The 26,084-nt window shown below is 73.4% G+C and carries 26 protein-coding genes; 19 read left to right on the forward strand and 7 right to left on the reverse strand.

Annotated elements, in window-relative coordinates:
• Positions 1-101: 101 nt before the first annotated feature.
• The 3 genes from DQ239_RS12970 to DQ239_RS12980 are packed head-to-tail and all read left to right on the forward strand — an operon-like array spanning position 102 to position 1,703.
• On the forward strand, positions 102-422 hold the full coding sequence (locus DQ239_RS12970; RefSeq protein WP_199582972.1) for a hypothetical protein: 321 nt from the start codon (positions 102-104) through the stop codon (positions 420-422).
• Positions 423-447: 25 nt separating this feature from the next.
• Positions 448-1,299, forward strand: coding sequence for a helix-turn-helix domain-containing protein (locus tag DQ239_RS12975; protein WP_113834849.1), 852 nt, complete (start codon positions 448-450; stop codon positions 1,297-1,299).
• Positions 1,296-1,703 carry a VOC family protein gene (locus DQ239_RS12980; protein ID WP_113834850.1) on the forward strand — a complete coding sequence of 136 codons (408 nt, stop codon included), beginning with the start codon at positions 1,296-1,298 and terminating at the stop codon, positions 1,701-1,703. Before DQ239_RS12975 ends, DQ239_RS12980 begins: the two co-directional genes overlap by 4 nt.
• A gap of 31 nt (positions 1,704-1,734) precedes the next feature.
• On the opposite strand, the gene DQ239_RS12985 is transcribed toward DQ239_RS12980, so the two are convergent.
• The 3 genes from DQ239_RS12985 to DQ239_RS12995 form a co-directional block, all read right to left on the reverse strand.
• Entirely contained in the window at positions 1,735-2,586 is an 852-nt protein-coding gene (locus DQ239_RS12985; protein WP_113834851.1) for an ABC transporter permease, read from the reverse strand.
• Positions 2,583-3,572 carry an ATP-binding cassette domain-containing protein gene (locus DQ239_RS12990; RefSeq protein WP_113834852.1) on the reverse strand — a complete coding sequence of 330 codons (990 nt, stop codon included), beginning with the start codon at positions 3,570-3,572 and terminating at the stop codon, positions 2,583-2,585. The genes DQ239_RS12985 and DQ239_RS12990 overlap by 4 nt, the downstream gene beginning before the upstream one ends.
• 90 nt (positions 3,573-3,662) lie before the next feature.
• Entirely contained in the window at positions 3,663-4,571 is a 909-nt protein-coding gene (locus DQ239_RS12995; protein WP_113834853.1) for a diguanylate cyclase, read from the reverse strand.
• A gap of 143 nt (positions 4,572-4,714) precedes the next feature.
• Here DQ239_RS12995 and DQ239_RS13000 point away from each other — a divergent pair, with 143 nt between their 5' ends.
• The 3 genes from DQ239_RS13000 (at position 4,715) to DQ239_RS13010 (ending at position 6,995) form a co-directional block, all read left to right on the forward strand.
• A complete protein-coding gene (locus tag DQ239_RS13000; RefSeq protein WP_113834854.1) occupies positions 4,715-5,650 on the forward strand; it encodes a hydroxymethylglutaryl-CoA lyase in 936 nt (311 codons plus the stop codon).
• A complete protein-coding gene (locus DQ239_RS13005) occupies positions 5,647-6,162 on the forward strand; it encodes a flavin reductase family protein (protein WP_233489160.1) in 516 nt (171 codons plus the stop codon). Before DQ239_RS13000 ends, DQ239_RS13005 begins: the two co-directional genes overlap by 4 nt.
• Positions 6,163-6,251: 89 nt before the next feature.
• Positions 6,252-6,995, forward strand: coding sequence for a hypothetical protein (locus DQ239_RS13010; RefSeq protein WP_113834855.1), 744 nt, complete (start codon positions 6,252-6,254; stop codon positions 6,993-6,995).
• A gap of 2 nt (positions 6,996-6,997) precedes the next feature.
• On the opposite strand, the gene DQ239_RS13015 is transcribed toward DQ239_RS13010, so the two are convergent.
• The 3 genes from DQ239_RS13015 to DQ239_RS13025 are packed head-to-tail and all read right to left on the reverse strand — an operon-like array spanning position 6,998 to position 8,808.
• Entirely contained in the window at positions 6,998-7,435 is a 438-nt protein-coding gene (locus DQ239_RS13015) for a hypothetical protein (protein ID WP_233489162.1), read from the reverse strand.
• Positions 7,428-7,790 carry a hypothetical protein gene (locus DQ239_RS13020; protein WP_113834856.1) on the reverse strand — a complete coding sequence of 121 codons (363 nt, stop codon included), beginning with the start codon at positions 7,788-7,790 and terminating at the stop codon, positions 7,428-7,430. Before DQ239_RS13020 ends, DQ239_RS13015 begins: the two co-directional genes overlap by 8 nt.
• A 25-nt stretch (positions 7,791-7,815) precedes the next feature.
• A complete protein-coding gene (locus DQ239_RS13025; RefSeq protein WP_113834857.1) occupies positions 7,816-8,808 on the reverse strand; it encodes an aldo/keto reductase in 993 nt (330 codons plus the stop codon).
• A 129-nt stretch (positions 8,809-8,937) separates the two neighbouring features.
• Here DQ239_RS13025 and DQ239_RS13030 point away from each other — a divergent pair, with 129 nt between their 5' ends.
• The 7 genes from DQ239_RS13030 to ngg all read left to right on the forward strand — a co-directional run bounded on the left by DQ239_RS13030 (position 8,938) and on the right by ngg (position 18,014).
• Positions 8,938-9,957 (forward strand): siderophore ABC transporter substrate-binding protein, encoded by a 1,020-nt coding sequence (locus tag DQ239_RS13030; RefSeq protein ID WP_199582974.1) that lies wholly within the window; start codon positions 8,938-8,940, stop codon positions 9,955-9,957.
• Between the two features lie 37 nt (positions 9,958-9,994).
• Positions 9,995-11,017 (forward strand): iron chelate uptake ABC transporter family permease subunit, encoded by a 1,023-nt coding sequence (locus DQ239_RS13035; RefSeq protein WP_199582976.1) that lies wholly within the window; start codon positions 9,995-9,997, stop codon positions 11,015-11,017.
• On the forward strand, positions 11,007-12,023 hold the full coding sequence (locus DQ239_RS13040; RefSeq protein ID WP_113834858.1) for an iron chelate uptake ABC transporter family permease subunit: 1,017 nt from the start codon (positions 11,007-11,009) through the stop codon (positions 12,021-12,023). The genes DQ239_RS13035 and DQ239_RS13040 overlap by 11 nt, the downstream gene beginning before the upstream one ends.
• Positions 12,020-12,778, forward strand: coding sequence for an ATP-binding cassette domain-containing protein (locus tag DQ239_RS13045; protein WP_113834859.1), 759 nt, complete (start codon positions 12,020-12,022; stop codon positions 12,776-12,778). Before DQ239_RS13040 ends, DQ239_RS13045 begins: the two co-directional genes overlap by 4 nt.
• A gap of 56 nt (positions 12,779-12,834) precedes the next feature.
• Complete coding sequence (locus tag DQ239_RS13050) at positions 12,835-14,358, forward strand: S8 family serine peptidase (protein WP_233489164.1); 1,524 nt, start codon at positions 12,835-12,837, stop codon at positions 14,356-14,358.
• A gap of 105 nt (positions 14,359-14,463) precedes the next feature.
• Complete coding sequence (locus DQ239_RS13055) at positions 14,464-16,248, forward strand: N-acetylglutaminylglutamine amidotransferase (RefSeq protein WP_113834860.1); 1,785 nt, start codon at positions 14,464-14,466, stop codon at positions 16,246-16,248.
• 11 nt (positions 16,249-16,259) lie between these two features.
• A complete protein-coding gene (gene ngg, locus DQ239_RS13060; protein WP_199582978.1) occupies positions 16,260-18,014 on the forward strand; it encodes an N-acetylglutaminylglutamine synthetase in 1,755 nt (584 codons plus the stop codon).
• 93 nt (positions 18,015-18,107) lie between these two features.
• Here the strand turns inward: ngg and DQ239_RS13065 are convergent, their stop codons facing one another.
• A complete protein-coding gene (locus tag DQ239_RS13065) occupies positions 18,108-19,193 on the reverse strand; it encodes a CaiB/BaiF CoA-transferase family protein (protein ID WP_113834862.1) in 1,086 nt (361 codons plus the stop codon).
• Between the two features lie 90 nt (positions 19,194-19,283).
• Here DQ239_RS13065 and crcB point away from each other — a divergent pair, with 90 nt between their 5' ends.
• The 6 genes from crcB to DQ239_RS13095 all read left to right on the forward strand — a co-directional run bounded on the left by crcB (position 19,284) and on the right by DQ239_RS13095 (position 26,044).
• Positions 19,284-19,670: a fluoride efflux transporter CrcB gene (crcB, locus tag DQ239_RS13070; RefSeq protein WP_233489165.1), complete on the forward strand. Its 387-nt coding sequence runs from the start codon at positions 19,284-19,286 to the stop codon at positions 19,668-19,670.
• Positions 19,667-20,026, forward strand: a complete 360-nt coding sequence (locus tag DQ239_RS13075; protein ID WP_113834863.1) for a CrcB family protein — start codon at positions 19,667-19,669, stop codon at positions 20,024-20,026. Before crcB ends, DQ239_RS13075 begins: the two co-directional genes overlap by 4 nt.
• 30 nt (positions 20,027-20,056) lie before the next feature.
• Positions 20,057-21,478, forward strand: coding sequence for a trehalose-6-phosphate synthase (locus DQ239_RS13080; RefSeq protein WP_113834864.1), 1,422 nt, complete (start codon positions 20,057-20,059; stop codon positions 21,476-21,478).
• 5 nt (positions 21,479-21,483) lie between these two features.
• Positions 21,484-22,227 (forward strand): trehalose-phosphatase, encoded by a 744-nt coding sequence (gene otsB, locus DQ239_RS13085; protein ID WP_113834865.1) that lies wholly within the window; start codon positions 21,484-21,486, stop codon positions 22,225-22,227.
• A 313-nt stretch (positions 22,228-22,540) separates the two neighbouring features.
• Entirely contained in the window at positions 22,541-24,145 is a 1,605-nt protein-coding gene (locus DQ239_RS13090) for a methyl-accepting chemotaxis protein (protein WP_199582980.1), read from the forward strand.
• A 273-nt stretch (positions 24,146-24,418) separates the two neighbouring features.
• The gene (locus DQ239_RS13095) at positions 24,419-26,044 is read left to right on the forward strand and encodes a methyl-accepting chemotaxis protein (protein ID WP_233489168.1); all 1,626 of its coding nucleotides are present in this window, start codon (positions 24,419-24,421) and stop codon (positions 26,042-26,044) included.
• Positions 26,045-26,084: the final 40 nt, after the last annotated feature.

A 26,084-nucleotide genomic window follows, 5' to 3' on the forward strand; every position in this document is an offset into this window, starting at 1 on the left:
TGGACCACGAGGGACCTCCTGGGGGTCTGTTGGGTGCTTGGCGGCTCCCACACAGAACCCGGAGGTCCCTCCTCACATCAAGATCTGACCATCACCACGCAGTGCACCAACCTGTCCGAGCAGTACACCTAGACGAGTTCGTCGAGTCGTACGCGCCCGGGCGTCCGCGCACCGAGCGGGTGGAGGGCGAGCGGTTCCGTTCCTTCTCCTACGACGAGCTCATGAAGCGCGACAAGGCCAACCTCGACATCACCTGGCTGAAGGACGCGTCCCTGGAGGACCTGGACGACCTGCCGGCTCCTGAGGTCATCGCCCGGGAGATCGTCGACGACCTCACCGCCGCACTCGCCGAGTTCGAGGCCGTCGCCCTGGCTCTCGAGGAGGCAGGAACGCCGGCCGTGCCCGCAGCCCTGGAGCCCTGAGCCGCGCGCTGGCATCCTGCGGACCGTGCTGCAGGAGTCGGTGGTGCACCGCGTGCACCCGCGGCTGCGGCCGTTCGTGGCCGCGGCGGTCGGCTACCGGCACGAGGGCATGGCACCCGGCGAGCACCTCGGGCTGCCCTCGCCCTTCCTCACGTTCGTCGTGCCGTTCGACGAGCCGCTGGAGATGGCCGCGCACCCCGACCCCACCCAGGCCCCGGGGCGCTACGACGGGCTCGTCGGCGGGCTGCACACGCGGCCGGCGCGCATCGCCCACCCGGGTCGGCAGGCGGGGATCCAGCTGTCGCTGACCCCCGCCGGCGCCCGCGCGCTGCTGGGCTGCCCCGCGGGCGTCCTCGCCTCGCTGGACGCCCCCGTGGAGGACGTCCTGGGGCCGGCCGGCGTCGAGCTGGTGGAGCGGGTGCGGGCAGCCGCGGGCTGGGCCGCGCGCTTCGCCGTCCTGGAGGAGGTGCTGCTCGGGCGGCTGCGCGAGGACGCGCCCCGCGCGGAGGTCGCCGAGGCCTGGCGGTTGACGACGGCGTCCGGGGGGCGGCTGCCCGTCGCCGCCGTGGCGGCGCGGATCGGCTGGTCGTCCCGGCACCTGGAGGAGCGGTTCCGCGCCGAGACGGGGCTGGCGCCCAAGGAGGCGGCCCGGGTCGTCCGGTTCGACCGGGCGCGGCGGGAGCTCGCCGTCCGGGCGGTCGCGGGGCGGCCGCTGGACCTGGCGGGGCTGGCCGCCGCCACCGGCTTCGCCGACCAGGCGCACCTGACGCGCGAGTGGCGGGCCCTGTCGAGCCTGCCGCCGACCCGCTGGCTGGCGGCCGAGTTCGGATTCGTCCAAGACACCCGTGCCCTCACGGCGGCACTCTCCGAGGCATGACCTCTCCGCAGCCCACCGTCTGGCCCGCCTTCCGTGCCCGCGATGCCCGGGCCCTCATCCGCTTCCTCGTCGACGCCTTCGGCTTCGAGGAGACCGCCGTGTACGGCGAGGGGGACCTCGTCGCGCACGCCCAGCTCTCCTGGCCCGAGGGCGGCGGGGTGATGCTCGGCTCCGTCCGCGCCGACGCCGACGACGCGTGGCCCGCCGTGCCCGGCACCGCCGCCTGCTACGTGGTGGCCGCCGACCCGAGCGCCGTCCACGCCCGCGCGGTGAGCGCCGGGGCGACGATCGTCCGGGAGCTGAGCACCACCGACTACGGATCGAAGGAGTTCTCCGCCCGCGACCCCGAGGGCAATCTCTGGTCGTTCGGGACCTACACGGGCGAGCCTCGCCGGCCCGGCTGAGCCGCCCAGTCGGTCCGGGCCGGTCGCGGGATCAGTCGCGCGACCGGCGCCGGAAGGCCGCCACCGCGAGGGGCGCGAAGATCGCGGTCAGCAGCACCGACCAGCCGATCGACATCGCGACCGCGTGCTGCAGCGGCCAGGCGGCGTCCGCCGGTGCGGCCGGTCCGTTGCCCCACAGCTCGCGGCACGCCTGGGTCATGGCCGACACCGGGTTCCACTCGGAGATCGCCCGCAGCCACGCCGGCATGCTCTCGGTCGGGACGAAGGTGTTCGCGACGAAGGTCAGCGGGAACATGACCGTGAACATGAAGCCCTGGACGGCCTCCACGGTGCGCATCAGCGAGCCGACCCAGATGCCGAGCCAGATGAGCGCGAACCCGAACAGCAGCAGGAGCAGGAAGCCCAGCACGCCGTCGACGACGCCGTTGCGGATCCGCCAGCCGATGAGCAGGCCGGTCACCGCCATCACGGCGATGCCGATGCTGGAGTGGATGAGGCTGGAGATGCTGCGCCCCACCAGCACTGCGGGCCGGGGCACCGGCAGGGACTTGAACCGGTCGACGAAGCCCTTCTGCAGGTCGCTGGTGAGGCCCGTGGCGACGACGGCGGCGGAGAACACCATCGTCTGCACCATGATCCCGGGCAGCAGGAACTCCCGGTAGTTGGAGCCCTCGACCGCGATCGCGCCGCCGAAGACGTACGCGAACAGCAGCACGAACATCACCGACTGCACGGTGACGTCGAGCAGCATCTCCGGCATCCGGCGGATGTGGAGGAGGTTGCGCCAGACGATCGTCGACGACGCCCGCAGCAGGGACGGCGGCGAGATCGCCGGCCGCTCCGCGGGGGACAGGGCTGCGGTCTGGCTCCGGACGGCGGTCACGGGGTGGCTCCCTCGGGGGTGGGCTCGGACTCTTCGTCGGCGCCCGGCTCGGCCCGGCGCCCGGTGAGGTGCAGGAAGACGTCGTCCAGGCTGGGGCGGGCCAGCCCGAGGTCGTCGAGCTCGATGCCGCTGGCCTCGAACACCGCGGCGATCCGCGTCATGTCGCCCAGCCCCCCGGCCTGCGCGGTGAGCCGGCGGCTGCCCCGCTCGACGTGCACCTCCGGCGCGTGCGAGCGCAGGAGGTCGGCGGCGGCGTCGACGTCGGCGGCGTGCGTCAGCGTGACCACCACGCTGGCCCGGCCGGCCTGGTCCTTGAGCTGGGTCGGGGTGCCGGCGGCGATGACCTTGCCCTTGTCGACGACGACGATCTCGTCGGCCAGGTGGTCGGCCTCCTCCAGGTACTGCGTCGTCAGCACCAGGGTGGTGCCCTCGTCGACGAGCTCGCGCAGCACCGCCCACAGCCCGGACCTGCTGTGCGGATCGAGCCCCGTCGTCGGCTCGTCGAGGAAGAGGATCGGGGGCGCGGCCAGCAGGCTGACGGCCAGGTCGAGGCGCCGGCGCATGCCGCCCGAGTAGGTCTTCGCCTGCCGGTCGGCGGCGTAGGAGAGGTCGAACCGGTCGAACAGCCGCTCGGTGGCCTCGCGGACGTAGCCCCGCGGCAGGCCGTAGAGCGCGCCGATCAGCTTGAGGTTCTCCCGGCCGGTGAGCAGCTCGTCGACCGTCGCGGCCTGGCCGGTCAGGCCCATGCTGCGGCGGACCTGGATCGGCTCGCGGACGATGTCGTGCCCGGCCACGCGCCCGGTGCCGCTCGTGGGCACGCTGAGCGTGGTCAGCATCCGCACCAGCGTGGTCTTCCCGGCCCCGTTGGGCCCCAGCAGCCCGAGGACGGTGCCCTCCGGGACCACGAAGCTCACGCCGTCGACGGCGTGCGTGTCCCCGAAGTGCTTGACCAGGTCGATGGCCTCGACGGCGGCGGTGGTGCTCATGGCCCCAGTGTGAGCTGCCTCACCGACGATTCCGGAGCGGTTTTCGCGCAGCGCGGACGCAGTCCGGCCCCCTCACGTGGGGACGACGGTTCAGCGAGGGCGCGAGCGCGCGCGCCGGCGCCGGGCCTTGTCGGCGTACATCGCGTCGTCGGCGGACCGGATGACCCGCTCGTGCACCTCGGCGGGCACCTCGCCACCGGGCGCCGAGCCGATGCCGATGCTGATGCCGATCGAGGCCTCCTGGCCGTCGAGCTCGAGCGGGGCGGTCACCGCCGCCCGCAGCCGGCCCGCCAGCACCTCGGCGTCGGGACGGTCGGTGTTCTCGCACACGATGCTGAACTCGTCCCCGCCCAGGCGGGCGGCGGTGTCGCTGGCCCGCAGCACCGAGCGCAGCCGGTCGGCGAAGGCGATCAGCACGAGGTCGCCCATCGGGTGGCCGAGTTCGTCGTTGATCGCCTTGAAGCCGTCCAGGTCCATGATCAGGACGCAGGTCGGCGTGCCGTCGCGCTGACCGCGCTCCAGGGCGTGCCAGAGCCGGTCCTGGAACAGCGACCGGTTGGGCAGCCCGGTGAGCGGGTCGTGCAGCGAGCGGTGGACCAGCTGCGCCTCGAGCGCCTTCCGCTCGGAGATGTCCTCGATGATCATGACCAGGTGCGGCTCCCCGTCGGACCCCGCCGGCTCGACCCACGAGGTGGCGATCTGCACCGGGACCGGGGTGCCGTCGGCGCGGACGAGCCGGCACTCCTGCCGCATCGCCGTCTCCGGGTGGACCCGCAGCTCGGCGCACGCGGTGCGGGCCGTGGTGAGGTCGCCCGGGTGGGTCAGGTCGAACAGCGAACGACCCCGCAGCTCGTCCTCGGGGACGCCGAGCAGCTCGGCCAGGACGCCGTTCACGTCGATCAGGACGCCGTCGGGCGTGGTCAGCGCGACGCCCGTGGGCGCGTGCGCGAACACGGAGGCGCGGTCGGCAGAGGGGAGCTCGTCCACCACCTCGATCACATCCCCACCTCCGTCGCCTGGGCTCATTTTGCGCGACGGCACCGACGAACGGCGCGGAGGGCGTCACGGAACCGTTCCGGGTCGCCTCATCGGGGGACCCCGGACGGGTGCAGGATGCACGGTGAGTGAGACAGGAGGCGGTCGTGATCGAGTTCGACCTGGTGCTGCCCGCGGAGGTCGACGTCCGCGAGGTGGGCATGCGCGACGGCCTGCAGCTCGAGGCGCCGGTGCCGCTCGCGGCCAAGCTGGAGATGCTCGAGGCGCTCGTCGCCACCGGCGTCCGCCGGATCGAGGCGACGTCGTTCGTCTCCTCCAAGGCCGTGCCCGCCCTGGCCGACGCCGACCAGGTCGCCGCGGAGCTCTCCCGTTGGCCCGGCGTGCACTGGTCGGCCCTGGTGGCCAACCCGCGCGGCGCCGTCCGCGCCGTGGACGCCGGGGTGGCCGACCTGGAGTACGTCGTCTCCGCGGCCGACGGGCACAGCCGCGCCAACGCCGGCCGCTCGACCGCGGAGGCCGTCGGCGCCGTCGGCGAGATCGCGGCCCTGGCCCACGGCGCCGGCGGCTCGCTGGAGGTCATCATCGCCACGGCCTGGGACTGCCCCTTCGACGGGCGCACCCCGATCGCCCGCACGGTCGACGTGGCCCGCGCCGCCGTCACCGCGGGTGCCGACCAGCTGTGCCTGGGCGACACCATCGGGACGACGACGCCGCTGCGCGTGGTCCAGCTGCTCGACGCCGTCCGCCGCGCCTGCCCGGGCGTCCCGCTGGGCGTGCACTTCCACGACACCCGCGGCACCGGCCAGGCCAACGCGCTGGCGGCGGTGCAGGCGGGGGTCACCCAGCTCGACGCCTCCATCGGCGGCCTCGGGGGCTGCCCCTTCGCGCCGGGGGCCAGCGGCAACATCGCCACCGAGGAGCTCGTCTACATGCTGGAGGACTCGGGCGTCCGCACGGGGCTGGACCTCGACGCGCTGCTCGTCGCGGCCGGCGCCACGGAGCGGGCCGTGGGCCACGAGCTGCCCAGCTCGCTGTACCGGGCCGGCGGCCGATCCGTGCCGCGCGCCCTGGACGCCCGGTGAGCGTGCCGGGTTCCGGGGACCCGCAGCGTATCGTCGACCCGCTGGTGATGCGGGACGTGCTCGGCCACTTCGCCTCGGGCGTCACCGTGCTCACCGCGGACACCGACGACGGTCCGATCGGCTTCACCTGCCAGTCGTTCAGCTCGCTGTCGCTGGACCCACCGCTGGTCGCCTTCGCACCCGCCCGCACGTCCCGCACCTGGGCCCGGCTGCGGACCATCGGCCGGTTCTGCATCAACGTGCTCGCCGAGGGCCAGGACTCGGTGTCGCAGAACTTCGCCCGCTCGGGCGCCGACAAGTTCGCCGGCGTGCGCTGGACGCCGAGCCCGCACGGCTCCCCGGTCCTCGACGACGTCGTCGCCTGGATCGACGGCGAGCTCTGGGCCGAGTACGACGGCGGCGACCACACCATCGTGGTGGCGCGGGTGCTCGACCTCGGCGCGTCGGCCGACCGGCGGCCGCTGCTGTTCCACCGCGGCTCCTACGGGCTGCTGCACCGCGAGGAGGGCTGAGGGAGGACCTCGCGCGAGCCTCTGGACGGGGCCGTGGTGTGGGGATCCCCTCTCGCGGGCACGAACCCGGGGTCACGAGGAGGCACACCATGGGACTGCTCGACCGGCTCTTCGGCCGCTCCCGCCAGCAGCACACCACCGGCTACGGCCAGGCGTACCAGGGGCAGGGCTACCAGGGCCCGGGCCGCTACGCCCGGCAGCCCGACGGCCAGCCGCTGCCGGACGAGCAGGCCGTCGCCCGCTACCGATACCTGCTGCGCACCGCTCCGCCGGAGCAGATCGAGCAGGCCCACGCCGAGGCGTTCGCGCAGCTCACCGCCGACCAGCGGCAGCAGGTGCTCGCGCAGCTGGCCGCGGCGGTGCCGGCCGGTGAGCGGCCGCGCACCGACGACGCCGACACCCTCGCGCGGGTGGCCACCCGCGCGGAGATGCGGCAGCCGGGCACGCTGGAGCGCGCGCTGGGCGGCTACGGGCCGGGCTACGGCAGCGGATACGGCCCCGGCTACGGGCCCGGCTACGGCCGCGGCGGCTACGGGCCCGGTTACGGCGGCGGCATGGGCATGGGCGGCATGATCGGCGGCAGCCTGCTCGGCACCATCGGCGGCCTGGTCATCGGCACCGCCGTCGCCGACGCGCTGTTCGACACCGGTCTGGGCGACGGCGGGCTGTTCGGCGGCGGGGACGAGGAGGCCTACGCCGAGGGCTACCAGGACGGCGCAGGGGACTTCGGCGGCGACTACGGCGACTACGGCGACGGCGGCGGCGACTTCGGCGGCGGCGACTTCGGCGGCGGCGACTTCGGCGGCGGCGACTTCGGGGGCGGGGACTTCTGAGCTCAGCGCTGCGCCGGCCGGTCGCTCCGCCGGCGCAGCAGCACGCTCAGGCCCAGCACCGGCAGCACCAGCGGGACGTAGAGGTAGCCGCGGCCGTAGCCCGACCACACCGTCTCGTCGGGGAAGGCCGCCGCGTCGGCGAGCGACAGCGTGCCGACGACGAGCACGCCGACCAACTCGACGGTGATGGCGACCAGCGCGACCCGCCGCCCCGCGGGGCCGCGGGCCAGGGCCACGGTGGCGACCAGGTAGACCACCGCGGCCAGCGCCGACAGCAGGTAGGCCAGCGGCGCCTCGTCGAACCGGGTGGCCAGCTGGACGCCGGCCCGCGACCCCGCCGCCAGGGCGAACACGGCGTAGAGCGCCACCAGCACCCGGGCGGCACCGGAGCCCCCCGGTCCCGGATCGGCCGGCGCCCCCAGCGTGCGCTCGTCAGGCACCCGTCGCCTCCCACAGCTCGAGCAGGCGCCAGACCATGACGCCCACGGACGCGCCCGCCACCGCCAGCACGCTGCCGGCCCAGCGGGTGACCTCGCTCCGCGCCCACAGCACCCCCGCGACCGGGATGAGCACCACGCCGGACAGGTAGCCGAGGAACGTCGGCGCATCGGCGGGGGTGTCCCCGTCCATCCCCGCCAGGGCGAGCGCGGCCTGCACCAGCAGCACCGCCTCGAGGACGCCGGCCAGCGCGAGGTGGACCAGCCCGATCCGCCGCCGGGCCAGCGTCGAGGCCAGCCCGGCGACGACGAGCAGCGCGGCGACGACGGTCGCCGCGACGACGAGGGCGAGGATCACCCCGCCATCCTCGCCTGCCCGGTGATCAGCGGTGCATGGAGGACATGTCCGGGTAGCGGTTCCCCACGGCGGCACCGGCCGGGGCGGCCGCGTCGATGCGGGCGAGGTCCTCGTCGCTCAGCGAGATGTCCGCGGCGGCGGCGTTCTCCTCCAGGTACGCGACGCGCTTGGTCCCCGGGATGGGCACGACGTCCGGGTTCCCGTCGCGGCCGCTCTGCGCCATCACCCAGGCCAGCGCGAGCTGGGACGCCGTCACGCCCTTCTCGTCGGCGATCTCGCGCACCCGGTCGACCAGCGCGAGGTTCTGCGCGAACGCCTCGCCCTGGAACCGCGGGTTGCGCCGGCGGAAGTCGTCCGGCGCCAGGTCGTCGATGCTGCGGATCTGGCCGGACAGGAAGCCGCGACCGATCGGGGAGTAGGCGACGAAGCCGATGCCGAGCTCCGCGCAGGTGGCCAGCACGCCGTCGTCCTCGGGGTCGCGGGTCCACAGCGAGTACTCCGTCTGCACCGCCGTCACCGGCTGCACGGCGTGCGCCCGGCGGATGGTGTCGGGGGCGGCCTCGGAGATGCCGGCGTGGCGGATCTTGCCCGCCTCGACCAGCTCGCGCAGCGCTCCCCAGGTGTCCTCGACGGGCACCGTGGTGTCGACCCGGTGCTGGTAGTAGAGGTCGATGACGTCGACGCCGAGCCGCTGCAGGGACGCGTCGCACGCCCGGTGGACGTACTCCGGCTTGCCGTTGATGCCGAGGAAGTCGCCGTCCTCCGCGCGCTCGTTGCCGAACTTGGTGGCCAGCACGACCTCGTCGCGGCGGCCCGCGATGGCCTGTCCGACCAGGCGCTCGTTGGTGAACGGGCCGTACATGTCGGCGGTGTCGAGGAAGGTGATGCCGAGGTCGAGGGCGCGGTGAATGGTCCGCTCCGCCTCGGCCTGGTCGGCGGTGCCGTAGAACTCGCTCATCCCCATGCAGCCCAGACCCTGGGCCGGGACGGACAGTGAGCCGAGTGTGCGTGTCTGCATGCGCCGCTCCTGCCCTACGTCCGCGGGGCTCAACCGGACGGTGGCCCGGTCGCAGGGTTCCGACGCCGGTATGGCAGGTTAGGGCCGACTTAGTTAGGCCAACCTATCCTCACCGCTCGAAGGAACACGATGCGCGCAGCCCGGCCCCTCCCGGCCCTCGCCTTCCCCCTGGCCGCCGTCCTGGCGCTCTCCGCCTGCGGCGGGGACGCCGACGCCGGGACCACCGGCGGGGGCGATCCGGCCGAGACCGTCTCCTTCAGCTGGGACCGCAACCTCAACGCCGGCGAGGAGGACGCGGAGCCGGAGCTCGAGGAGACCACGGTCGAGGTGCCGAAGGACCCGGAGAACATTGTCGTCTTCGACATGGCCAGCCTGGACACGATCGGTGCCCTGGGCGGCGAGGTCGCGGGCGCCCCGCTGGACTCGGTGCCCGACTACCTCGAGAAGTACCTCGCCGACGACGCCTTCAGCGCGGGCACGCTGTTCGAGGCCGACCTGGTGGAGATCGAGTCGCGGCAGCCCGACCTGATCGTCATCGGCGGCCGCTCCTCGGCGCTGTACGACGACCTCAGCGAGATCGCGCCGACGGTCGACCTCAGCCTGCGCGGCACGTACACCGAGACCCTCGAGCGGAACGCCACGTTCTTGGGCGAGGTCCTCGGCGCCGAGGACGAGGCGGCCGACGCCGTCGCCGCGGTCGAGGAGGGCATCGAGGAGGCGCGCGCCGTCGCGGCGGAGGCCGGCACCGGGCTGGGCCTGATGGTCTCCGGTGGCGAGCTGAGCGCCATGGCGCCGGCCGGCCCGGACTCCGACGCCCGCGGTGCCCGCGGCGGCCTGATCTACGACGCGTTCGGCGTCCGGCCCGCCGTCGACGACATCCAGTCCGCGACCCACGGCGAGCCGGTCTCCTTCGAGTTCCTCCTCGAGACCGACCCCGACTACCTGTGGGTCGTCGACCGCGACGCCGCCACGGGCGAGGCGGGTGCGCAGTCCGCGGAGGCGGTGCTGGACAACGACATCGTCGCGCAGACGACGGCCGCGGAGAACGACCAGATCGTCTACCTCGACCCGGTCGCCTGGTACGTCGTCTTCGGCGGCCTCGACACCACGCAGATCATGATCGACGACGTCCTGCAGATCGCCGCATGACGCGGACGATCCCGGCGGACCGCCGTCGCTGACCACCGTGACGGCGCTCGACCGACCACTGACGAGCACCCCTGCCCTCCCGCGGCCGACCCGCCGCACCTGGGTGGGGGTGCTCGTCGGCGTGCTGCTGGCGGTGCTCGCGGTCACCAGCCTGTTCGTCGGGGTCTCCGACGTGTCGCCGGTGAGCGTCCTGCGCGGCGGTGCCGACGGCGACGCGGCCTTCCTGCTCGTGGCCAGCCGGATCCCGCGCACGGTCGCGGTGGTCCTGGTCGGCGCCTCGCTGGGCATCGCGGGGCTGATCCTGCAGATGCTCGTGCGCAACAAGTTCGTGGAGCCCAGCACGACCGGGGTGACCGAGTTCGCGACCCTCGGTGCCCTCGTCACGATGGTCTTCTTCCCGGGCATGGCCGTCCTCGGGAAGATGGGGGTCGCCGCGGCCTTCGGGCTGCTCGGCACCTGGGTGTTCCTGCGGGTCGTCCGCGTCGTCCCCGTGCGGCAGCTGGTGCTCGTCCCGCTCGTCGGCATCATGCTCGGCGGCGTCGTGGCCGCGGTCACGACCTTCGTCGCGTACCGGCTGGACCTGCTCCAGTCCCTGCAGCAGTGGTCGCAGGGCAGCTTCGCGACGGTCATGCAGGGCCGCTACGAGTTCCTCTGGATCGCCGGGCTGATGGTCGTCGTCGCCTGGGTGGCCGCGGACCGCTTCAGCGTGATCGGCATGGGCGAGGAGTTCGCGACCAACCTGGGGCTGGACCACCGGCGGGTCGTGGCCGTCGGCATGGTCATCGTCGCGGTGATCACCGCGGCGGTGCTCGTCACCGCCGGGATCGTGCCCTTCCTCGGGCTGGTCGTGCCGAACGTCGTCAGCCTGATCATCGGGGACAACGTGCGGCGCGCCATCCCGTGGGTGGCGGGGCTGGGCGCGGTCCTCATCCTCGCCTGCGACCTGCTCGCCCGCGTCGTGCGCATGCCCTACGAGATCCCGCTGTCGGTGATCGTCGGGGCCGTCGGCGCGGTGCTCTTCCTCTGGCTGCTGCTCCGGAGGGGGAGCCGTGCTCACTGAGGTCGCTCCCCCCGCGCCGGCCGCACCGGGCCGGCGCGCGCAGCTCGCCGCCGCGTGGGCCCGGCCCGACGTCCGGGTGGGCCTGCTCGGCGCCGTCGTCGCGGTCCTGGTCGCGGTCTACCTGTTCACCGACGTGCCCGGCTCGCTGGCCTTCGCGCTGGAGATCCGCAGCCGCGCGGTGGCCGCGATGCTCGTCGTCTCGACGGCGGTCGGCGTGTCCACCGTCGTCTTCCACACCATCACGCAGAACCGCATCCTGACCCCCTCGATCATGGGGTTCGACGCGTTCTACGTGCTGATCTCGACGCTGATCGTCTTCGTCTCGGGCTCCGCGGCCTTCCTGGCCGTCGACGAGCTCACCCTGTGGCTGGTCCAGGTCACCGTGATGGTCGCCTTCAGCGTCCTGCTCTTCACCTGGCTGTTCGGCGGCCGACGGCGGTCGATCCACCTCATGCTGCTGGTCGGCATCGTGCTGGGCGTCTTCTTCCGCAGCCTCACCGAGTGGATGCAGCGGATGCTCGACCCGCTGGACTTCCAGGTGGTCTCCGACGCGATGTTCGCCTCGCTGACCCGCCCCGACGAGACGCTGCTGGTGCTCACCGCCGTCCTCGTGGCCGGAGGGGTGGCCCTCGTCCTGCCGCTGCGGCGCACGCTCGACGTCCTGACCCTGGGCGAGCCCGCCGCCGTCGGGCTCGGCGTCGAGCACCGCCGCGTCGTCATGACGCTCTTCGCCGGCGTCTCGATCATGATCGCCGCCTCGACGGCGCTGGTCGGGCCGATCCTGTTCTTCGGCCTGATCGTGGCCAACCTGGCCTACACCTACGCCGGCACGTTCCGGCACGCCTGGACGCTGCCCGTCGCCGTGCTGCTCGGGATGGTCTGCCTGGTCGGCGGCCAGCTGGTCCTGGAGCGGGCGTTCGGCTACGGCGGCACGCTGTCCTCGGTCATCGACTTCGCCGGCGGGCTGTTCTTCCTGTACCTCGTGCTCCGGAAGGGGGCGCGGTGATCGCGCTCGAGAACGTCACCAAGCGCTACGGCGCTCAGACCGTCGTCGACGACGTGTCGATCCGCTTCGGCCAGGAGGGCGTCACGGCCCTCATCGGCCCCAACGGCGCCGGGAAGACGACGCTGTTCAGCCTCGTCGGCCGGCTGGTCAGGCCCGACGCGGGGCGGGTGACCGTGGGTGGTCTGGACATCACCAGGACGCCGTCCGCCGAGCTGGCCAAGGTGCTGGCCGTCCTCCGCCAGGACAACCATGTCGCCGCGCGGCTCACCGTCCACGACCTCGTGGAGTTCGGGCGCTTCCCGCACTCGCGCGGCCGGCTCACCGTCGAGGACCGCGAGCACATCGAGCGCGCGATCGGCTACCTGGACCTCGGCCCGTTCCGGCACCGGTTCCTCGACGAGCTCTCGGGCGGGCAGCGCCAGCGGGCGTTCATCGCGATGGTGCTCGCGCAGGACACGAAGTACGTGCTGCTCGACGAGCCGCTCAACAACCTGGACCTGCGGCACATGACCGAGATCATGCGGCTGGTGCGCCGGATGGCCGACGAGCTCGGCAAGCGGGTCATCACCGTGCTGCACGACGTCAACTTCGCCGCGACCTGGTCGGACCGCATCGTCGCCATGCGCGACGGCGCGGTCGTGGCCGACGCCCCGGCCCGCGAAATCATGCGGCCGGAGGTGCTCGCCGCCGTGTACGACACCGACGTCGACGTCCGCGAGATCGACGGCCGGCCCGTCGCCCTCTACTACGGCTGAATCCGGCCCGGACGGATCCGTCCGTACTGGGCGGTAACCCGCCCCGGCGGCCCTCGTTGAGACAGAGCACACATCGTCGTGTCCTGCCTGGAGGGTCCAGGCGCCGCTCGTCCCGCCGTCTCCTCGGTGCCGTCAGCGGAGCGGCCGTCGTCGCCGCCCTGGCCGCCGCCCCCGCGTCCGCCGCGCCGTCCGCGGCGGGTGCCGGAGCCCCGGCGCCGGTCCAGGAGTTCCTGGCCGCCCAGCTCGGGAGCCTGACGGGCAGCACCACGGTGCTGGTGCACGGTGTCGACGCCGCGGCCGCCCGGGCCGCCGTCGCGGCCACCGGGATGCGCACCGTCACCGAGTTCGAGCGGATCGGCGTCGTCGTCGCCACGGGCACCGCCGGGCAGATCGAGTCCGCCCGGACGCAGCCGGGGGTGACCTACCTCGAGGGCAACGCGCCGATCGAGATGGCGCAGGAGACGTCGAACGTCGCCACCCGCGGGGCCGAGGCCGCGGCCACGCTGACCGGCGCGAACGGCGAGGCCCTGGACGGCAGCGGCGTCTCGGTCGCGGTCATCGACTCCGGCATCGACCCCAACCACCCCTACTTCCGCAACGCCGACGGCAGCAGCGCGATCGTCGCCAACCTCGAGAGCCTGTGCCTGGTGGAGGCGAGCACCAGCCCCGACTGCGTCGTCCGCGTGCCGCAGGCGGTCGACACCGACACGCTCTCCGTCGGCGGGCACGGCACGCACGTGAGCGGGATCGTCGCCGGCCGGCCGACCACGCTGTCCGACGGCGGGACGCTGCAGGGGGCGGCTCCGGGGGCCAGTCTCGTCTCGATCTCCACGGGCGCCGCGCTGCTGATCGTCGGCGCCGACTCCGCGCTCAACTGGGTGCTGGAGAACCACGAGGCACCGTGCGGCGCCGAGGTCTCCCCCGCCGTCTGCCCGTCGATCAAGGTGACCAACAACAGCTACGGCCCGTCCGGGGGTGGCGCTTTCGACCCGAACTCCGCCACGGTGAAGCTGCAGCGCGCGCTGGCCGCCGACGGCGTGGTCACCGTGTGGGCGGCCGGCAACGACGGCGGAGACGGCTCCACCTCCCTCACCAACCCGCCGGGACAGGACCCGACCGGCGGCATCCTCTCGGTCGCCTCCTACTCCGACCAGGAGACCGGCACCCGCGACGGCGTGGTCAGCGAGTTCTCCTCCCGGGGCGCCGCGGCCGACGCCTCCACCTGGCCGGACCTCTCCGCCCCCGGTGACACCATCACCTCGTCCTGCCGGCCCTACCTGCCGATCTGCTCGACCGGCTTGGACGTCCGCAACGGCCCCGGGCTGCTGGACGTGGGCACCTTCAACACCATCAGCGGGACGTCGATGGCGGCGCCGCACGTGGCCGGCATCGTGGCCCAGCTGTTCCAGGCCGACCCGTCGGCCACCCCCGCCGAGGTCGAGGCCGCGCTCACGGGCACCACGCACCGGTTCACCGACGGCGCCCCGTACACCACGGTGGGCGGCCGGACGACGTCGTTCGACAAGGGAACCGGCCTCGTCGACGTCGTCGCGGCCGTCGCCCGGCTCACGGCGGGCTGACGCCGGCTCGCGGCCGTCCGTGTTCCACGTGGAACGTGTTACATCTGTGTGTGATCTTGCTCCTCGGGGGGTGTGAACCCGGGCGAGCGGGTTAGATCGCTGGGCATGTGCGGCCTGTGCGGAGAGATCACCTTCGACGGCTCAACAGCGGACACGACCGCTGTCGCCCGCATGGTGGAAGCGCTGATCCCCCGCGGGCCGGACGGCCAGGGGTCCTGGAGCAACGGCCGGGTGGCCTTCGGTCACCGCCGGCTGTCGGTCATCGATCTCTCCACCTGCGGCTCCCAGCCGATGGTGGACAACGAGCTCGGGCTGACCGCCGTCTTCAACGGTTGCATCTACGACTACCAGGAGCTCCGGGCCGAGCTCGAGGGCCACGGCTACCGGTTCTTCTCGCACAGCGACACCGAGGTGATCCTCAAGGGCTACCACCACTGGGGCACCGACGTCGTCTCGCACCTGCACGGGATGTTCGCCTTCGTCATCGCCGAGCGGGACACCGGCCGGGTGGTGCTGGCCCGCGACCGGCTGGGCATCAAGCCGCTCTACCTGGCCGAGACGCCCGGCACGCGGCTGCGATTCGCCTCGACCCTGCCGGCGCTGCTCAAGGGCGGCGACGTCGACACCTCCATCGACCCGGTCGCGCTGCACCACTACCTGACCTGGCACGCCGTCGTGCCGGCGCCGCGGACCATCCTCAACGGCGTCCGCAAGCTGCCGCCGGCCACCGTCCGCGTCGTCGAGGCCGACGGGACGAGCACCGAGCACCGCTACTGGAACGCGACCTACGAGCGCCGCCCCGAGCACGCGAGCTGGACGGCCCGCGACTGGGAGGACGCGATCGAGGAGGCGCTGCGGGTCGCCGTCCGCCGGCGGCTGGTCGCGGACATCCCGGTCGGGGTGCTGCTGTCCGGCGGCCTGGACTCCAGCCTCATCGTCGGTCTGCTGGCGCAGGAGGGGCAGACCGGGCTGGCCACCTACTCGATCGGCTTCGAGTCCGTCGGCGGGCACGAGGGCGACGAGTTCGCCTACTCCGACGTCATCGCCGAGCGCTTCGGCACCGACCACCACCGCATCCGGGTCGGGGCCGACGAGCTGGCCGGCTCCCTCGGGCATGCCATCGGGGCGATGGCCGAGCCGATGGTCAGCCACGACGTCGTCGCCTTCGACCTGCTCAGCGAGCGCGTCTCCCAGACGATCAAGGTCGTCCAGTCCGGGCAGGGCGCCGACGAGGTGTTCGCCGGCTACCACTGGTACCCCCCGCTGGCCGGTGTCGGCCGCGAGGAGGCCGTGCGCACCTACGCGCGGGCCTTCTTCGACCGGGACCACGCGCAGCTGCGCGGCGTCGTCTCCGACCGGTACGCCACGCCTGCGGACCCGAGCCTGGCCTTCGTCCGGGCGCACATGGAGGCCGCCGGCGCCGAGACCGCCGTGGACGCCGCGTTGCGCCTGGACAGCGAGATCATGCTCGTCGACGACCCGGTCAAGCGCGTGGACAACATGTCCATGGCGTGGGGCCTCGAGGCCCGGGTGCCCTTCCTCGACCACGACCTGGTGGAGCTCGCGGCGATGTGCCCGCCGGAGCTCAAGCTGGCCGACGGCGGCAAGGGCGTGCTCAAGGCCATCGGACGCCGCATCATCCCGCCGGAGGTCATCGACCGGCCGAAGGGCTACTTCCCGGTGCCGGCGATCACCCACCTCGAGGGCAAGGTCCTGGACCTGGTCCGCGACGCGCTGTCCAGCGACGCCGCCCGCGACCGGGGGCTGTACCGGCCGGAGTACGTGCGCGAGCTGCTCGCCGACCCCAACGGCGAGCTGACGCCGCTGCGCGGGAACAAGCTCTGGCAGCTGGGGCTCCTCGAGCTCTGGCTCCAGACGCACGTGGGATGAGGGACCGCCCGATGACCTCCCGGCTCGCCGGTCACCGGCGCCGGACGGCCTCCACGCCGGCCATGACCGACCGGTCGTGGCGGGAACCCTCCGAGCACCAGCGGCAGGGCATGCAGTCCGACGTCGTCCTGGACATGGGGTGGGGCCGGCTGGTCATGGGCCAGACGTTCTCCGACCTGACCGGCATCGTCCAGGCGCTGCGGGCGGAGGAGACCGGCGAGCGGGACATCTGCATCTACCCGCGGGACCCGCACGTGCTGGTGGGCCTGGCGCCCGACGAGCTGTTCATCGACCCCAGCTACACCTACCGGCTGGACCTGCACCGCTACCGGCCGCGGCCCGAGCTCATCCGGGACGTCTTCGTGCGCACCGCGACCTCGCGCACGGACATGGAGGCGATCAACGGGATCTACGCCCGCAACGGCATGGTGCTCGGCGAGCCCGACCTCATGTGGGCCAACCACCGCACCCGGGCCTTCACCTACCTGGTGGCCGAGGACCAGCGCACCGGCAAGATCATCGGCACGGTCACCGGAGTCGACCACGCGCTGGCCTTCGACGACCCCGAAGCCGGCACGAGCCTCTGGTGCCTCGCGGTGCACAACCAGGACGCCCCGCCCGGCACCGGCGAGGCGCTGGTACGGGTGCTCGCCGAGCGCTACGTCGGCCGGGGCCGGGCCTATCTCGACCTCTCGGTGATGCACGACAACCAGGGCGCCATCCGGCTGTACCGCAAGCTCGGATTCTCCCGCGTGTCCGCCGTGTGCGTGAAGCGGAAGAACCCGATCAACACGCCGCTGTTCGCCGCCCGCCCGCCGGGCCTCGCGGAGCTCAACCCCTACGCCCTGATCATCGCCGAGGAGGCGCTGCGGCGGGGCATCCGCGTGGAGGTGACCGACGCGGAGTGGGGCGAGATGCGGCTGTCGGTCGGGGGTCGGACGGTCGTCACCCGCGAGTCGCTGTCGGAGTTCACCACGGCCGTGGCCATGAGCCGCTGCGACGACAAGCGCGTCACCCGCCGGATCATGGAGCGTGCCGGGGTGCGGGTCGCCCGGGGCGTGCGGGCCGGCGCGGGCGAGCTGGACGACGCGCTGGCGCTGGTGGCCGAGGTCGGCTCCGTAGTGGTCAAGCCCGCCCGCGGGGAGCAGGGCCGCGGCATCACCGTGGGCGTGCAGGACGAGGCCGCACTGCAGCGCGCGGTCGACCTGGCGTTGCAGTTCTGCCCCGACGTCCTGGTCGAGGAGCTCGTGCCCGGGCAGGACCTGCGGGTGCTGGTCATCGACCGGGCGGTGGTCGCCGCCGCCGTCCGCCGTCCCGCCGAGGTCATCGGCGACGGGCGGCTGCCGGTCAGCGACCTCATCCGCGCGACCAGCAGGCGCCGCGAGCGGGCCACCGGCGGGGAGTCCCGGATACCGATGGACGCGACGACCGAGGAGGTCGTGGCCGACGCCGGCTACGCCATGGACGACGTCCCCCCGAACGGCGAGCGCATCCAGGTGCGGCGGACGGCGAACCTGCACACCGGGGGGACGATCGAGGACGTCACCGCCCAGCTCCACCCGGAGGTCGCCGCGGCCGCCGTCCGGGCCGCCGAGGCGCTGGACATCCCGGTGACCGGCATCGACTTCCTCGTGCCCGACGTGGCGGGCCGCGACTACGTGTTCATCGAGGCCAACGAGCGGCCGGGGCTGGCCAACCACGAGCCCCAGCCGACCGTCGAGCGCTTCGTGGACCTGCTCTTCCCCGAGACCCGCCAGAGACGCTGAGCTCTGAAGCTGGGATCAGGTGACCTGATCCCAGCGCGTCCAACCTCACGGTGCACGGTGAGGGAGGACGCGCTGCGGTGAGGGAGGACGCGATCAGAGGCCGAGCTCGGCGCGGATCTCGTCGCTGTGCTGGCCGGCCCGGGGCACCGCACCGACCGAGCCGGGCGTGACCGAGAACCGGGGGGCGACGGCGGGCTGCACCGCGCCGTCCACCTCCACGAACACCTCGCGGGCCCGGTTGTGCTCGTCCGCGGTGGCCTCGACCAGCGACCAGACCGGCGCCACGCACGCATCGGTGCCGGCGAACACCTGCCACCACTCGTCGCGGGTGCGGCCGGCGAACAGCTCGGTGAACCGCTCGCGCAGGGCGGGCCACTGGTCGGGCCGGTTGCGGTCGGGGAAGGTCTCGTCGCCGGCCACGCCCAGGCCCTGGAGCAGCGCGGCGTAGAACTGCGGCTCGAGCGCGCCGACGGCGAGGAACTGCCCGTCGGCGCAGCGGTAGACGTCGTAGAACGGCGCCCCGGTGTCCAGCAGGTTCGCCCCGCGCCGGTCCTGCCAGGCCCCGGTGGAGAGCATCCCGTGGATCATCGTGGTGAGGACGGCGGTGCCGTCGACGATCGCGGCGTCCACCACCTGGCCCTGTCCCGTCGAGCGGGCGTGCAGCAGCGCGGCCAGGGCGCCGAGGGCGAGGAACACTCCCCCGCCGCCGAAGTCGCCCAGCAGGTTCATCGGCGGCGCCGGGCGCTCGTCCGGGCGGCCGCTGGCCCCCAGGGCGCCGGTCAGCGCGATGTAGCCGATGTCGTGCCCGGCGCTGTGCGAGAGCGGACCGGTCTGCCCCCAGCCGGTCATCCGGCCGTAGACCAGCGCTGGGTTCTCGCCCAGCAGTTCGTCGGGCCCGAGTCCGAGCCGCTCCATGACGCCGGGCCGGAAGCCCTCGAGCAGGACGTCGGCGCGGCGCACCAGCGCCCGCACCACCTCGACGTCGGCGGGGTCCTTGAGGTCCAGCGCGATGGAGCGCTTGCCGCGGTCCAGCAGCGACGTCGCCCCGAGGCCACCACCGCCGCCGCGCCGGTCGATGCGGACGACGTCGGCGCCGAGGTCGGCCAGGAGCATGCCGCAGAAGGGCCCCGGCCCCAGGCCCGCGAACTCGACGACACGCACTCCCGAGAGCGGACCCACGGTTTCTCCTCTGCTGCCGGGGCCACGCCGTCGTGCGCCCTCGCCGATGGCATGCTGCCCGATGTCACCGGCGGCGGACAGGGGGCGGCTGTGATCGGGTACGTCGCCGCGGCGCTGGGCGGTGCGCTGGGCGCGCTCGCTCGCTGGGGCGTGACCGAGGCGCTCCCCTCCGATCCCGGGGCCTGGCCCTGGGCGACCCTGCTGGTCAACCTCTCCGGCTGCCTGGCCCTGGGGCTGGTGCTCGGCCTGGTCCTCCCCCGGCATCCCGGCTCCGCGTGGCTGCGGCCGTTCCTGGCCACCGGGGTGCTCGGCGGCTACACGACGTACTCGGCCTTCGCCGTGGAGACCGTCCAGCTCGGCGAGGCGGGCCGCCCGGGCGCCGCGCTCGGCTACGTCCTCGCCTCGGTCGCCGGCGGCGTCGCCGCGTCGGCGGCCGGCCTGCGCGCCCGACGCGCCGCGGGGGAACCTGCGTCGTGACGCCGCTGCTCGTGGTCCTCGGCGCGATGGCCGGCGCGCCGCTGCGGCTGTTCGCCGAGCGCCTGGCGGTCTCCCGCCGGGGCGCCGGGTCGGTCGCCGGGACCCTGGCGGTCAACGTCGCCGGCAGCGCCCTGCTGGGCCTCCTGCTGGGGCTGGCCGGCGTGCCCGCCTGGGGAACGGCCCTGCTCGGCACCGGCTTCTGCGGCGCGCTCACGACCTTCTCCACGCTCGGGGCGGAGCTCGTCCGGCTCGCCGAGCAGGGCGACCGCGGGCCGGCGGCGGCCTACCTGGGGGGCACCGTGGTGCTCGGCATCGGCGCCGCCGCGACCGCCTACGGGGCCGCCGGCCTGCTGTGACGCGCGTGCTTGGGTAGGGTTCGTCCCGGTATGACGGGTGGCACAGAGAACGAGACCGGGGCCGAGAGCCCTGTGGTCGTGGTGGCCAACCGGCTGCCGGTGGACCAGGTCACCGACCCCGACGGCACGACGCGCTGGCAGCGCAGCCCGGGTGGGCTGGTCACGGCGCTCGAGCCCTTCGTCGCGGGCCGCGGAGGCGCCTGGGTCGGCTGGTCGGGCTCCGCGGGCGAGGCGCCCGAGCCGTTCGAGTCCGGCGGCATGTCCCTGGTCCCGATCCCCCTCAGCGAGGAGGAGGTGGACCGCTACTACGAGGGCATGTCCAACGCCTCGCTCTGGCCGCTGTACCACGACGTGGTCGAGAAGCCCGAGTACCACCGCACCTGGTGGGACACCTACGTGCAGGTCAACAAGCGGTTCGCGGACCGGGCCGCCGAGGTGGCCGCCGAGGGCGCGATCGTCTGGGTGCACGACTACCAGCTGCAGCTGGTGCCGGCGATGCTGCGCCAGCGCCGCCCGGACCTGACCATCGGCTTCTTCCTGCACATCCCGTTCCCGCCGTACGAGCTGTTCACCCAGCTGCCCTGGCGCTCGGCGATCGTCGAGGGGCTGCTCGGCGCGGACCTGGTCGGCTTCCAGCTGCCCAGCGCCGCGAGCAACTTCGTGCAGCTGGCCCGCCGGCTGCACGACCTGCCCACCCGCAAGGACGTCATCCAGTACGACGGGCGGACGGTGACCGCCCGCGCCTTCCCCATCTCGATCGACACCGCGGCCTTCGACCAGCTGGCCGACTCCCCCGAGGTGGTCGCGCGGGCCGCGGAGATCCGCAAGGAGCTGGGCGACCCCGACAAGATCATCCTCGGCGTCGACCGGCTGGACTACACCAAGGGCATCGGGGTCCGGCTCAACGCCTTCCAGGAGCTGCTGGAGGACGGCGTCGTCGAGGCCCCGTCCACCGTGTTCGTGCAGGTCGCCACCCCCAGCCGCGAGCGCGTGGAGCACTACGTGCACATGCGGGAGACCATCGAGCAGCAGGTCGGCCACATCAACGGCGTCTTCGGCTCGCTGGGTGGCCCTGCCGTCCAGTACATCAACCAGTCGGTCCCGCGCGAGGAGCTGGCGGCGCTGTACCGGGCCGCCGACGTCATGCTCGTGACGCCGTACCGCGACGGGATGAACCTGGTGGCCAAGGAGTACGTCGCCGCCCGCGGCGATCTCGGTGGGGCCCTCGTGCTGTCGGAGTTCGCGGGCGCCGCCGCCGAGCTCAAGCAGGCCTTCCTGGTCAACCCGCACGACATCGCCGGGGTCAAGAGCCAGCTGCTGCGCGCCCTGCGCATGGATCCCGCCGAGGGCGCCAAGCGGATGCGTGCGATGCGCCGCCACCTGGCCAAGAACGACCTGGACCACTGGGCCGGCTCGTTCTTCAGCGCGCTGAACGACCAGGCCTCCGGGTAGCCGGGATGGGTGCACCGCCCGCCGACCTGGGTGCGGCGCTCGCCGCGCTGGTCCTGCGGGGGCCGCTGCTGGTCGCCAGCGACTACGACGGCGTGCTCGCCCCGCTGACCGACGTGCCGTCGGAGGCGTCGCCCGAGCCGGGGGTCGCCGAGGTGCTGGGGCGGCTCGCCGCCGTCCCCGGGGTGACGGTCGCGCTGGTGAGCGGGCGCGGCCTGGCCGACCTGCAGGCCACCAGTGGGTTCACCGGGAACCTGCGCTGGATCGGCAGCCACGGCGCGGAGTTCGGCGGCCCGCTGACCGGTGACCTCGCCGGCCGGCGGGATGCACTCGTCGCCCGGCTGGAGCCGCTCGTCGCCGGCACGCCGGGGGCGCGCCTGGAGATCAAGCCGGCGAGCGTGGCGGTGCACGTGCGGCAGGTCCCGGACCGTCCGGCGGCCGCGGCCTTGCTCGAGCGTTCCCGTGCGGCGGTCGATCCGTCACTGACGATGAAGCCGGGCAAGGACGTGTTCGAGGTGGCGGTCACCGATGCCGACAAGGGGTCGGCGGTGCGCCGCCTCGCGGGCGAGATCGGCGCGCGGGGCGTGCTCTACCTCGGCGACGACGTCACCGACGAGGACGTCTTCCGCGTGCTCGACGGGGACGACGTCGGCGTGAAGGTCGGTGCGGGCGAGACCGCGGCCGCGTACCGGGTGGCCGATCCGCCCGCCGTCCGGGCCCTCCTGGAGCACCTGGCCGACCTGCTCTCCTGAGGTCCGGTCGCGACGTGTCGGTTCCGTCGCCGTCGTGACTTTCGTCCCGGGTGCCCGGTGACCTGTTCCCGGAATCGACAATTCCGCGTCCCGGACACAGGCGACCTGCGCATTCGCCGGCGTCCCGCGGAATGGTGGACGAGTCGTACCGGCCGCGGTGTCGACAAGCGGGTCGTGTGCGCGGGGTGACCCCGTCCACACATCACGTTTGTGCCGTTCCGGAAACAGGTGCGGACCTTTTCCATGGTGGAGCCACAACACTTCCGTCGTCCTGCTCGGTCGTCCGGGCCACTTCCCTTCCTCCGGAGTCCCCGTGGCATCCACCCCCGCTCCCCTCACCGCCCCCCGCACCGGCTGGTTCGCCAACCGCCCGCTGGCGGTCAAGTTCGGCGTCCTCATCGGCGTCGTCGTCCTCGCCTTCGGCGGGCTGCTGACCGCCGTGCTGGTCGGCACCGCCTCGGTCCGGGACGCGAACGCCGCGCTCCAGAACCTCGGCGAGGCCGAGGTGCTCGTGCTGCAGCTCGACACCCGTGCCAGCGAGCTGAAGGTGGACGGCTTCAAGACCATCACCCGGGAGAACCCGGCCGACCAGCTGCCGGAGCTCGCCGACGACATCGCCACCCCCGAAGCGATGCTGGCCGAGCTGGCCACGGTCCCCCTCGAGGGTGTCGCCGCCGAGGCGGTGAGCGGGTTGTCCGACGCCTTCGGCGCCTACACCACGGCGATCTCCGCCTTCGTGGACCTCGCGGTGGCCGACCCGGTGGCCATGCGGCTCCGCTGGGAGGAGATCCAGGCCGCCAACGACCTGTCCGACGGTGCCGTCAGCGAGGCGAAGGACGCTCTCGCCGCCGAGAGCACCCGCGCCCAGGTGCGGCTGGACGACGCCATCGCCCTCTCGCAGCAGGTGAGCCTGGTCGTCGCCGTCGTCGGCCTGGGGGTCGTCCTGGTGATCGCCCGGATGACGATGCGCTCGGTGACCCGGCCGGTCCAGGCCGTCAAGCGCTCGCTGCAGGCGCTCGCCGACGGCGACCTCACCGTCGCCACCGGCATCACCGCGCGGGACGAGGTCGGCCAGATGGCCGCCGCGCTCGACGCCGCGCAGGAGAACCTGCGCGTGGTCATGGCCGGTGTCGCCTCGTCGGCGCGCGCCGTCGCCTCCTCCTCGGAGGAGCTGAGCGCCAACTCCGCGCAGATCTCGGCCTCCGCCGAGGAGACCTCGGCCCAGGGCGGGGTCGTCGCCGCGGCCGCCGAGGAGGTGTCCCGCAGCGTCGAGACCGTCGCCGCCGGTGCCGAGCAGATGGGCGCCTCCATCCGGGAGATCGCGTCGAACGCGGCGGAGGCCAGCGAGGTCGCCAGCCGGGCCGTCGCCGCGGCCGCGACCACCAAGGCCACCGTCGACAAGCTGGGCGAGTCCTCGATCGAGATCGGCAACGTCGTGAAGGTGATCACCAGCATCGCGGAGCAGACCAACCTGCTGGCGCTCAACGCCACCATCGAGGCGGCGCGGGCCGGCGAGGCGGGCAAGGGCTTCGCCGTCGTCGCCAACGAGGTCAAGGAACTGGCGCAGGAGACCGCGAAGGCCACGGAGGACATCGCCCAGCGCGTGTTGGCGATCCAGGGCGACACCACCGCGGCCGTCTCCGCCATCGACGAGATCTCCACGATCGTCGCGCAGATCTCCGACCGGCAGACCACCATCGCCAGCGCCGTGGAGGAGCAGACCGCCACGACCAGCGAGATGTCCCGCTCGGTCCAGGAGGCAGCCAACGGGACCGGCGAGATCGCCACGAACATCACCGGGGTCTCGTCGGCCGCGGAGTCGACCACGCAGGCGCTGACCCAGACCCGCACCGCCGTCGACGAGCTGTCGCGCATGGCGGCCGATCTGCGCACCACGGTGGGCCGGTTCACCTATTGACCCGCTCGCACGTCCCCGGCCGGGCCGGGTGGTGACCTCCGCGGTCGCCACTCGGCCCGCGGCATTCTCATCCCGGCCGACCGTCATCTCTCAGGAAGTCGACAAAACGCCATTCCCGGTGCAGTGACGAACAATCCGAAACGGCATGTTCCGACACGCGACGCCCCGCTCTTCGAATGGCGTCCGTGCCCGCCTACCGTTCGCTCCAGCACGGATGGGACTCCTGAGAAAGGGGGTCGTGCCGGACAACCGCACCTCAGGAGCAATTTCGACATGAGCACGTTCTCCCTCTCCAACATGTGCGTCGGCCGGCGGCTCGGTCTGGCCTTCGGGGCCGTGGGGGCCCTGGTGGTCGTCAGCGCCGGCGCCGGTCTGGCCGCCGTCGGCGAGCAGCGCGACCTCGCCCACGACCTCGGCGCCGCCGACAGCGTGGTCCAGGAGGCAGAGAGCGCGCGCTTCCAGATCGCCGACGTGAGCGGCTGGCAGGGCCTCGTCATGGCCGACGTCGCCGCGTTCGGCCCCGCGGTCGGGCTGGCGCCGGACGCCTACAACCGCTCCGGCATGCTCGAGAGCAAGAACGCCGTCTACGAGTGGCTGGCCGGGGTGGACACCTCGGTGATGGACGCCGACGAGCAGGAGGCCTGGAGCGAGCTCCAGCCCGCGTGGGACCACTACTTCGCCATGGACGACGAGGTGGTGAGCTGGGTCGCCGACGGGTCCGACCAGGGCTACCGCGCGGCGGTCGAGAGCATCAACGGCGGGGACGCCGGCGAGGGCTACGGCGTCATCCTCGACATCGCCGACCGGGTGCAGGCGTCGGCGGAGGAGCGCCGGGCCGGGCTGGTCGCCGAGCAGGAGGACGCCCAGCGGCGGGCGACGCTGCTGCTGAGCGTCGTGGGCGGGATGGCGGTCCTGCTGGCCGCGATCCTCGCCGTCGCGGCGGTCTCGCGCTCCGTCGTGCGGCCCCTCCGGCGGGTGCAGGCCTCGCTGGACGCGGCCGGTCGCGGTGACCTGACCGTCGCGTCCGGGGTGGACCGGCACGACGAGATCGGCGAGATGGCCGCCTCGCTGTCCGCGATGCAGCAGAGCCTGCGGGGGGTGCTGTCGTCGGTGGTCGCCTCGGCGGATGCGGTCGCCGCGTCGTCGGAGGAGCTGTCGGCGTCGTCGGCGCAGATCGCCGCGTCGGCGGGGGAGACGTCGGCGCAGTCCGGTGTGGTCGCCGGTGCCGCCGAGGAGGTCTCCCGGAACGTGCAGACCGTCGCCGCCGGTGCGGAGGAGATGGGTGCCTCCATCCGCGAGATCGCCTCGAACGCCGCCGAGGCGTCGCAGGTCGCGGCCCGGGCCGTCACCGCCGCGGAGACGACGACGGCGACGGTGGCGAAGCTGGGCGAGTCGAGTGCGGAGATCGGCAACGTGGTGAAGGTGATCACGAGCATCGCCGAGCAGACGAATCTGCTGGCGCTCAACGCCACGATCGAGGCGGCACGGGCCGGCGAGGCCGGTAAGGGCTTCGCCGTCGTCGCCAACGAGGTCAAGGAGCTGGCCCAGGAGACGGCCAAGGCGACCGAGGACATCGCCCGCCGGGTGCAGAGCATCCAGGGCGACACCGGTGCGGCGGTGACCGCGATCGAGGAGATCAGCGCGATCGTCAGCCAGATCTCCGACCGGCAGACCACCATCGCCAGCGCGGTGGAGGAGCAGACGGCGACGACGAGCGAGATGTCGCGCTCGGTGCAGGAGGCGGCCGCGGGCTCGGGTCAGATCGCGGAGAACATCACCGGCGTCTCCACCGCCGCGGAGTCCACCACGCAGGCGCTGGGCCAGACGCGTACCGCGGTCGACGAGCTGTCCCGCATGGCCGCCGACCTGCGCACCACCGTCGGGAGGTTCACCTACTGAGCACGTCGCTCACCGCTCGCACGGGGCGGCAGTCGGATCA

Origin of the sequence: Blastococcus sp. TF02-09 (assembly GCF_003319105.1) — a bacterium.
In the GTDB taxonomy this organism is placed as follows: domain Bacteria; phylum Actinomycetota; class Actinomycetes; order Mycobacteriales; family Geodermatophilaceae; genus Blastococcus.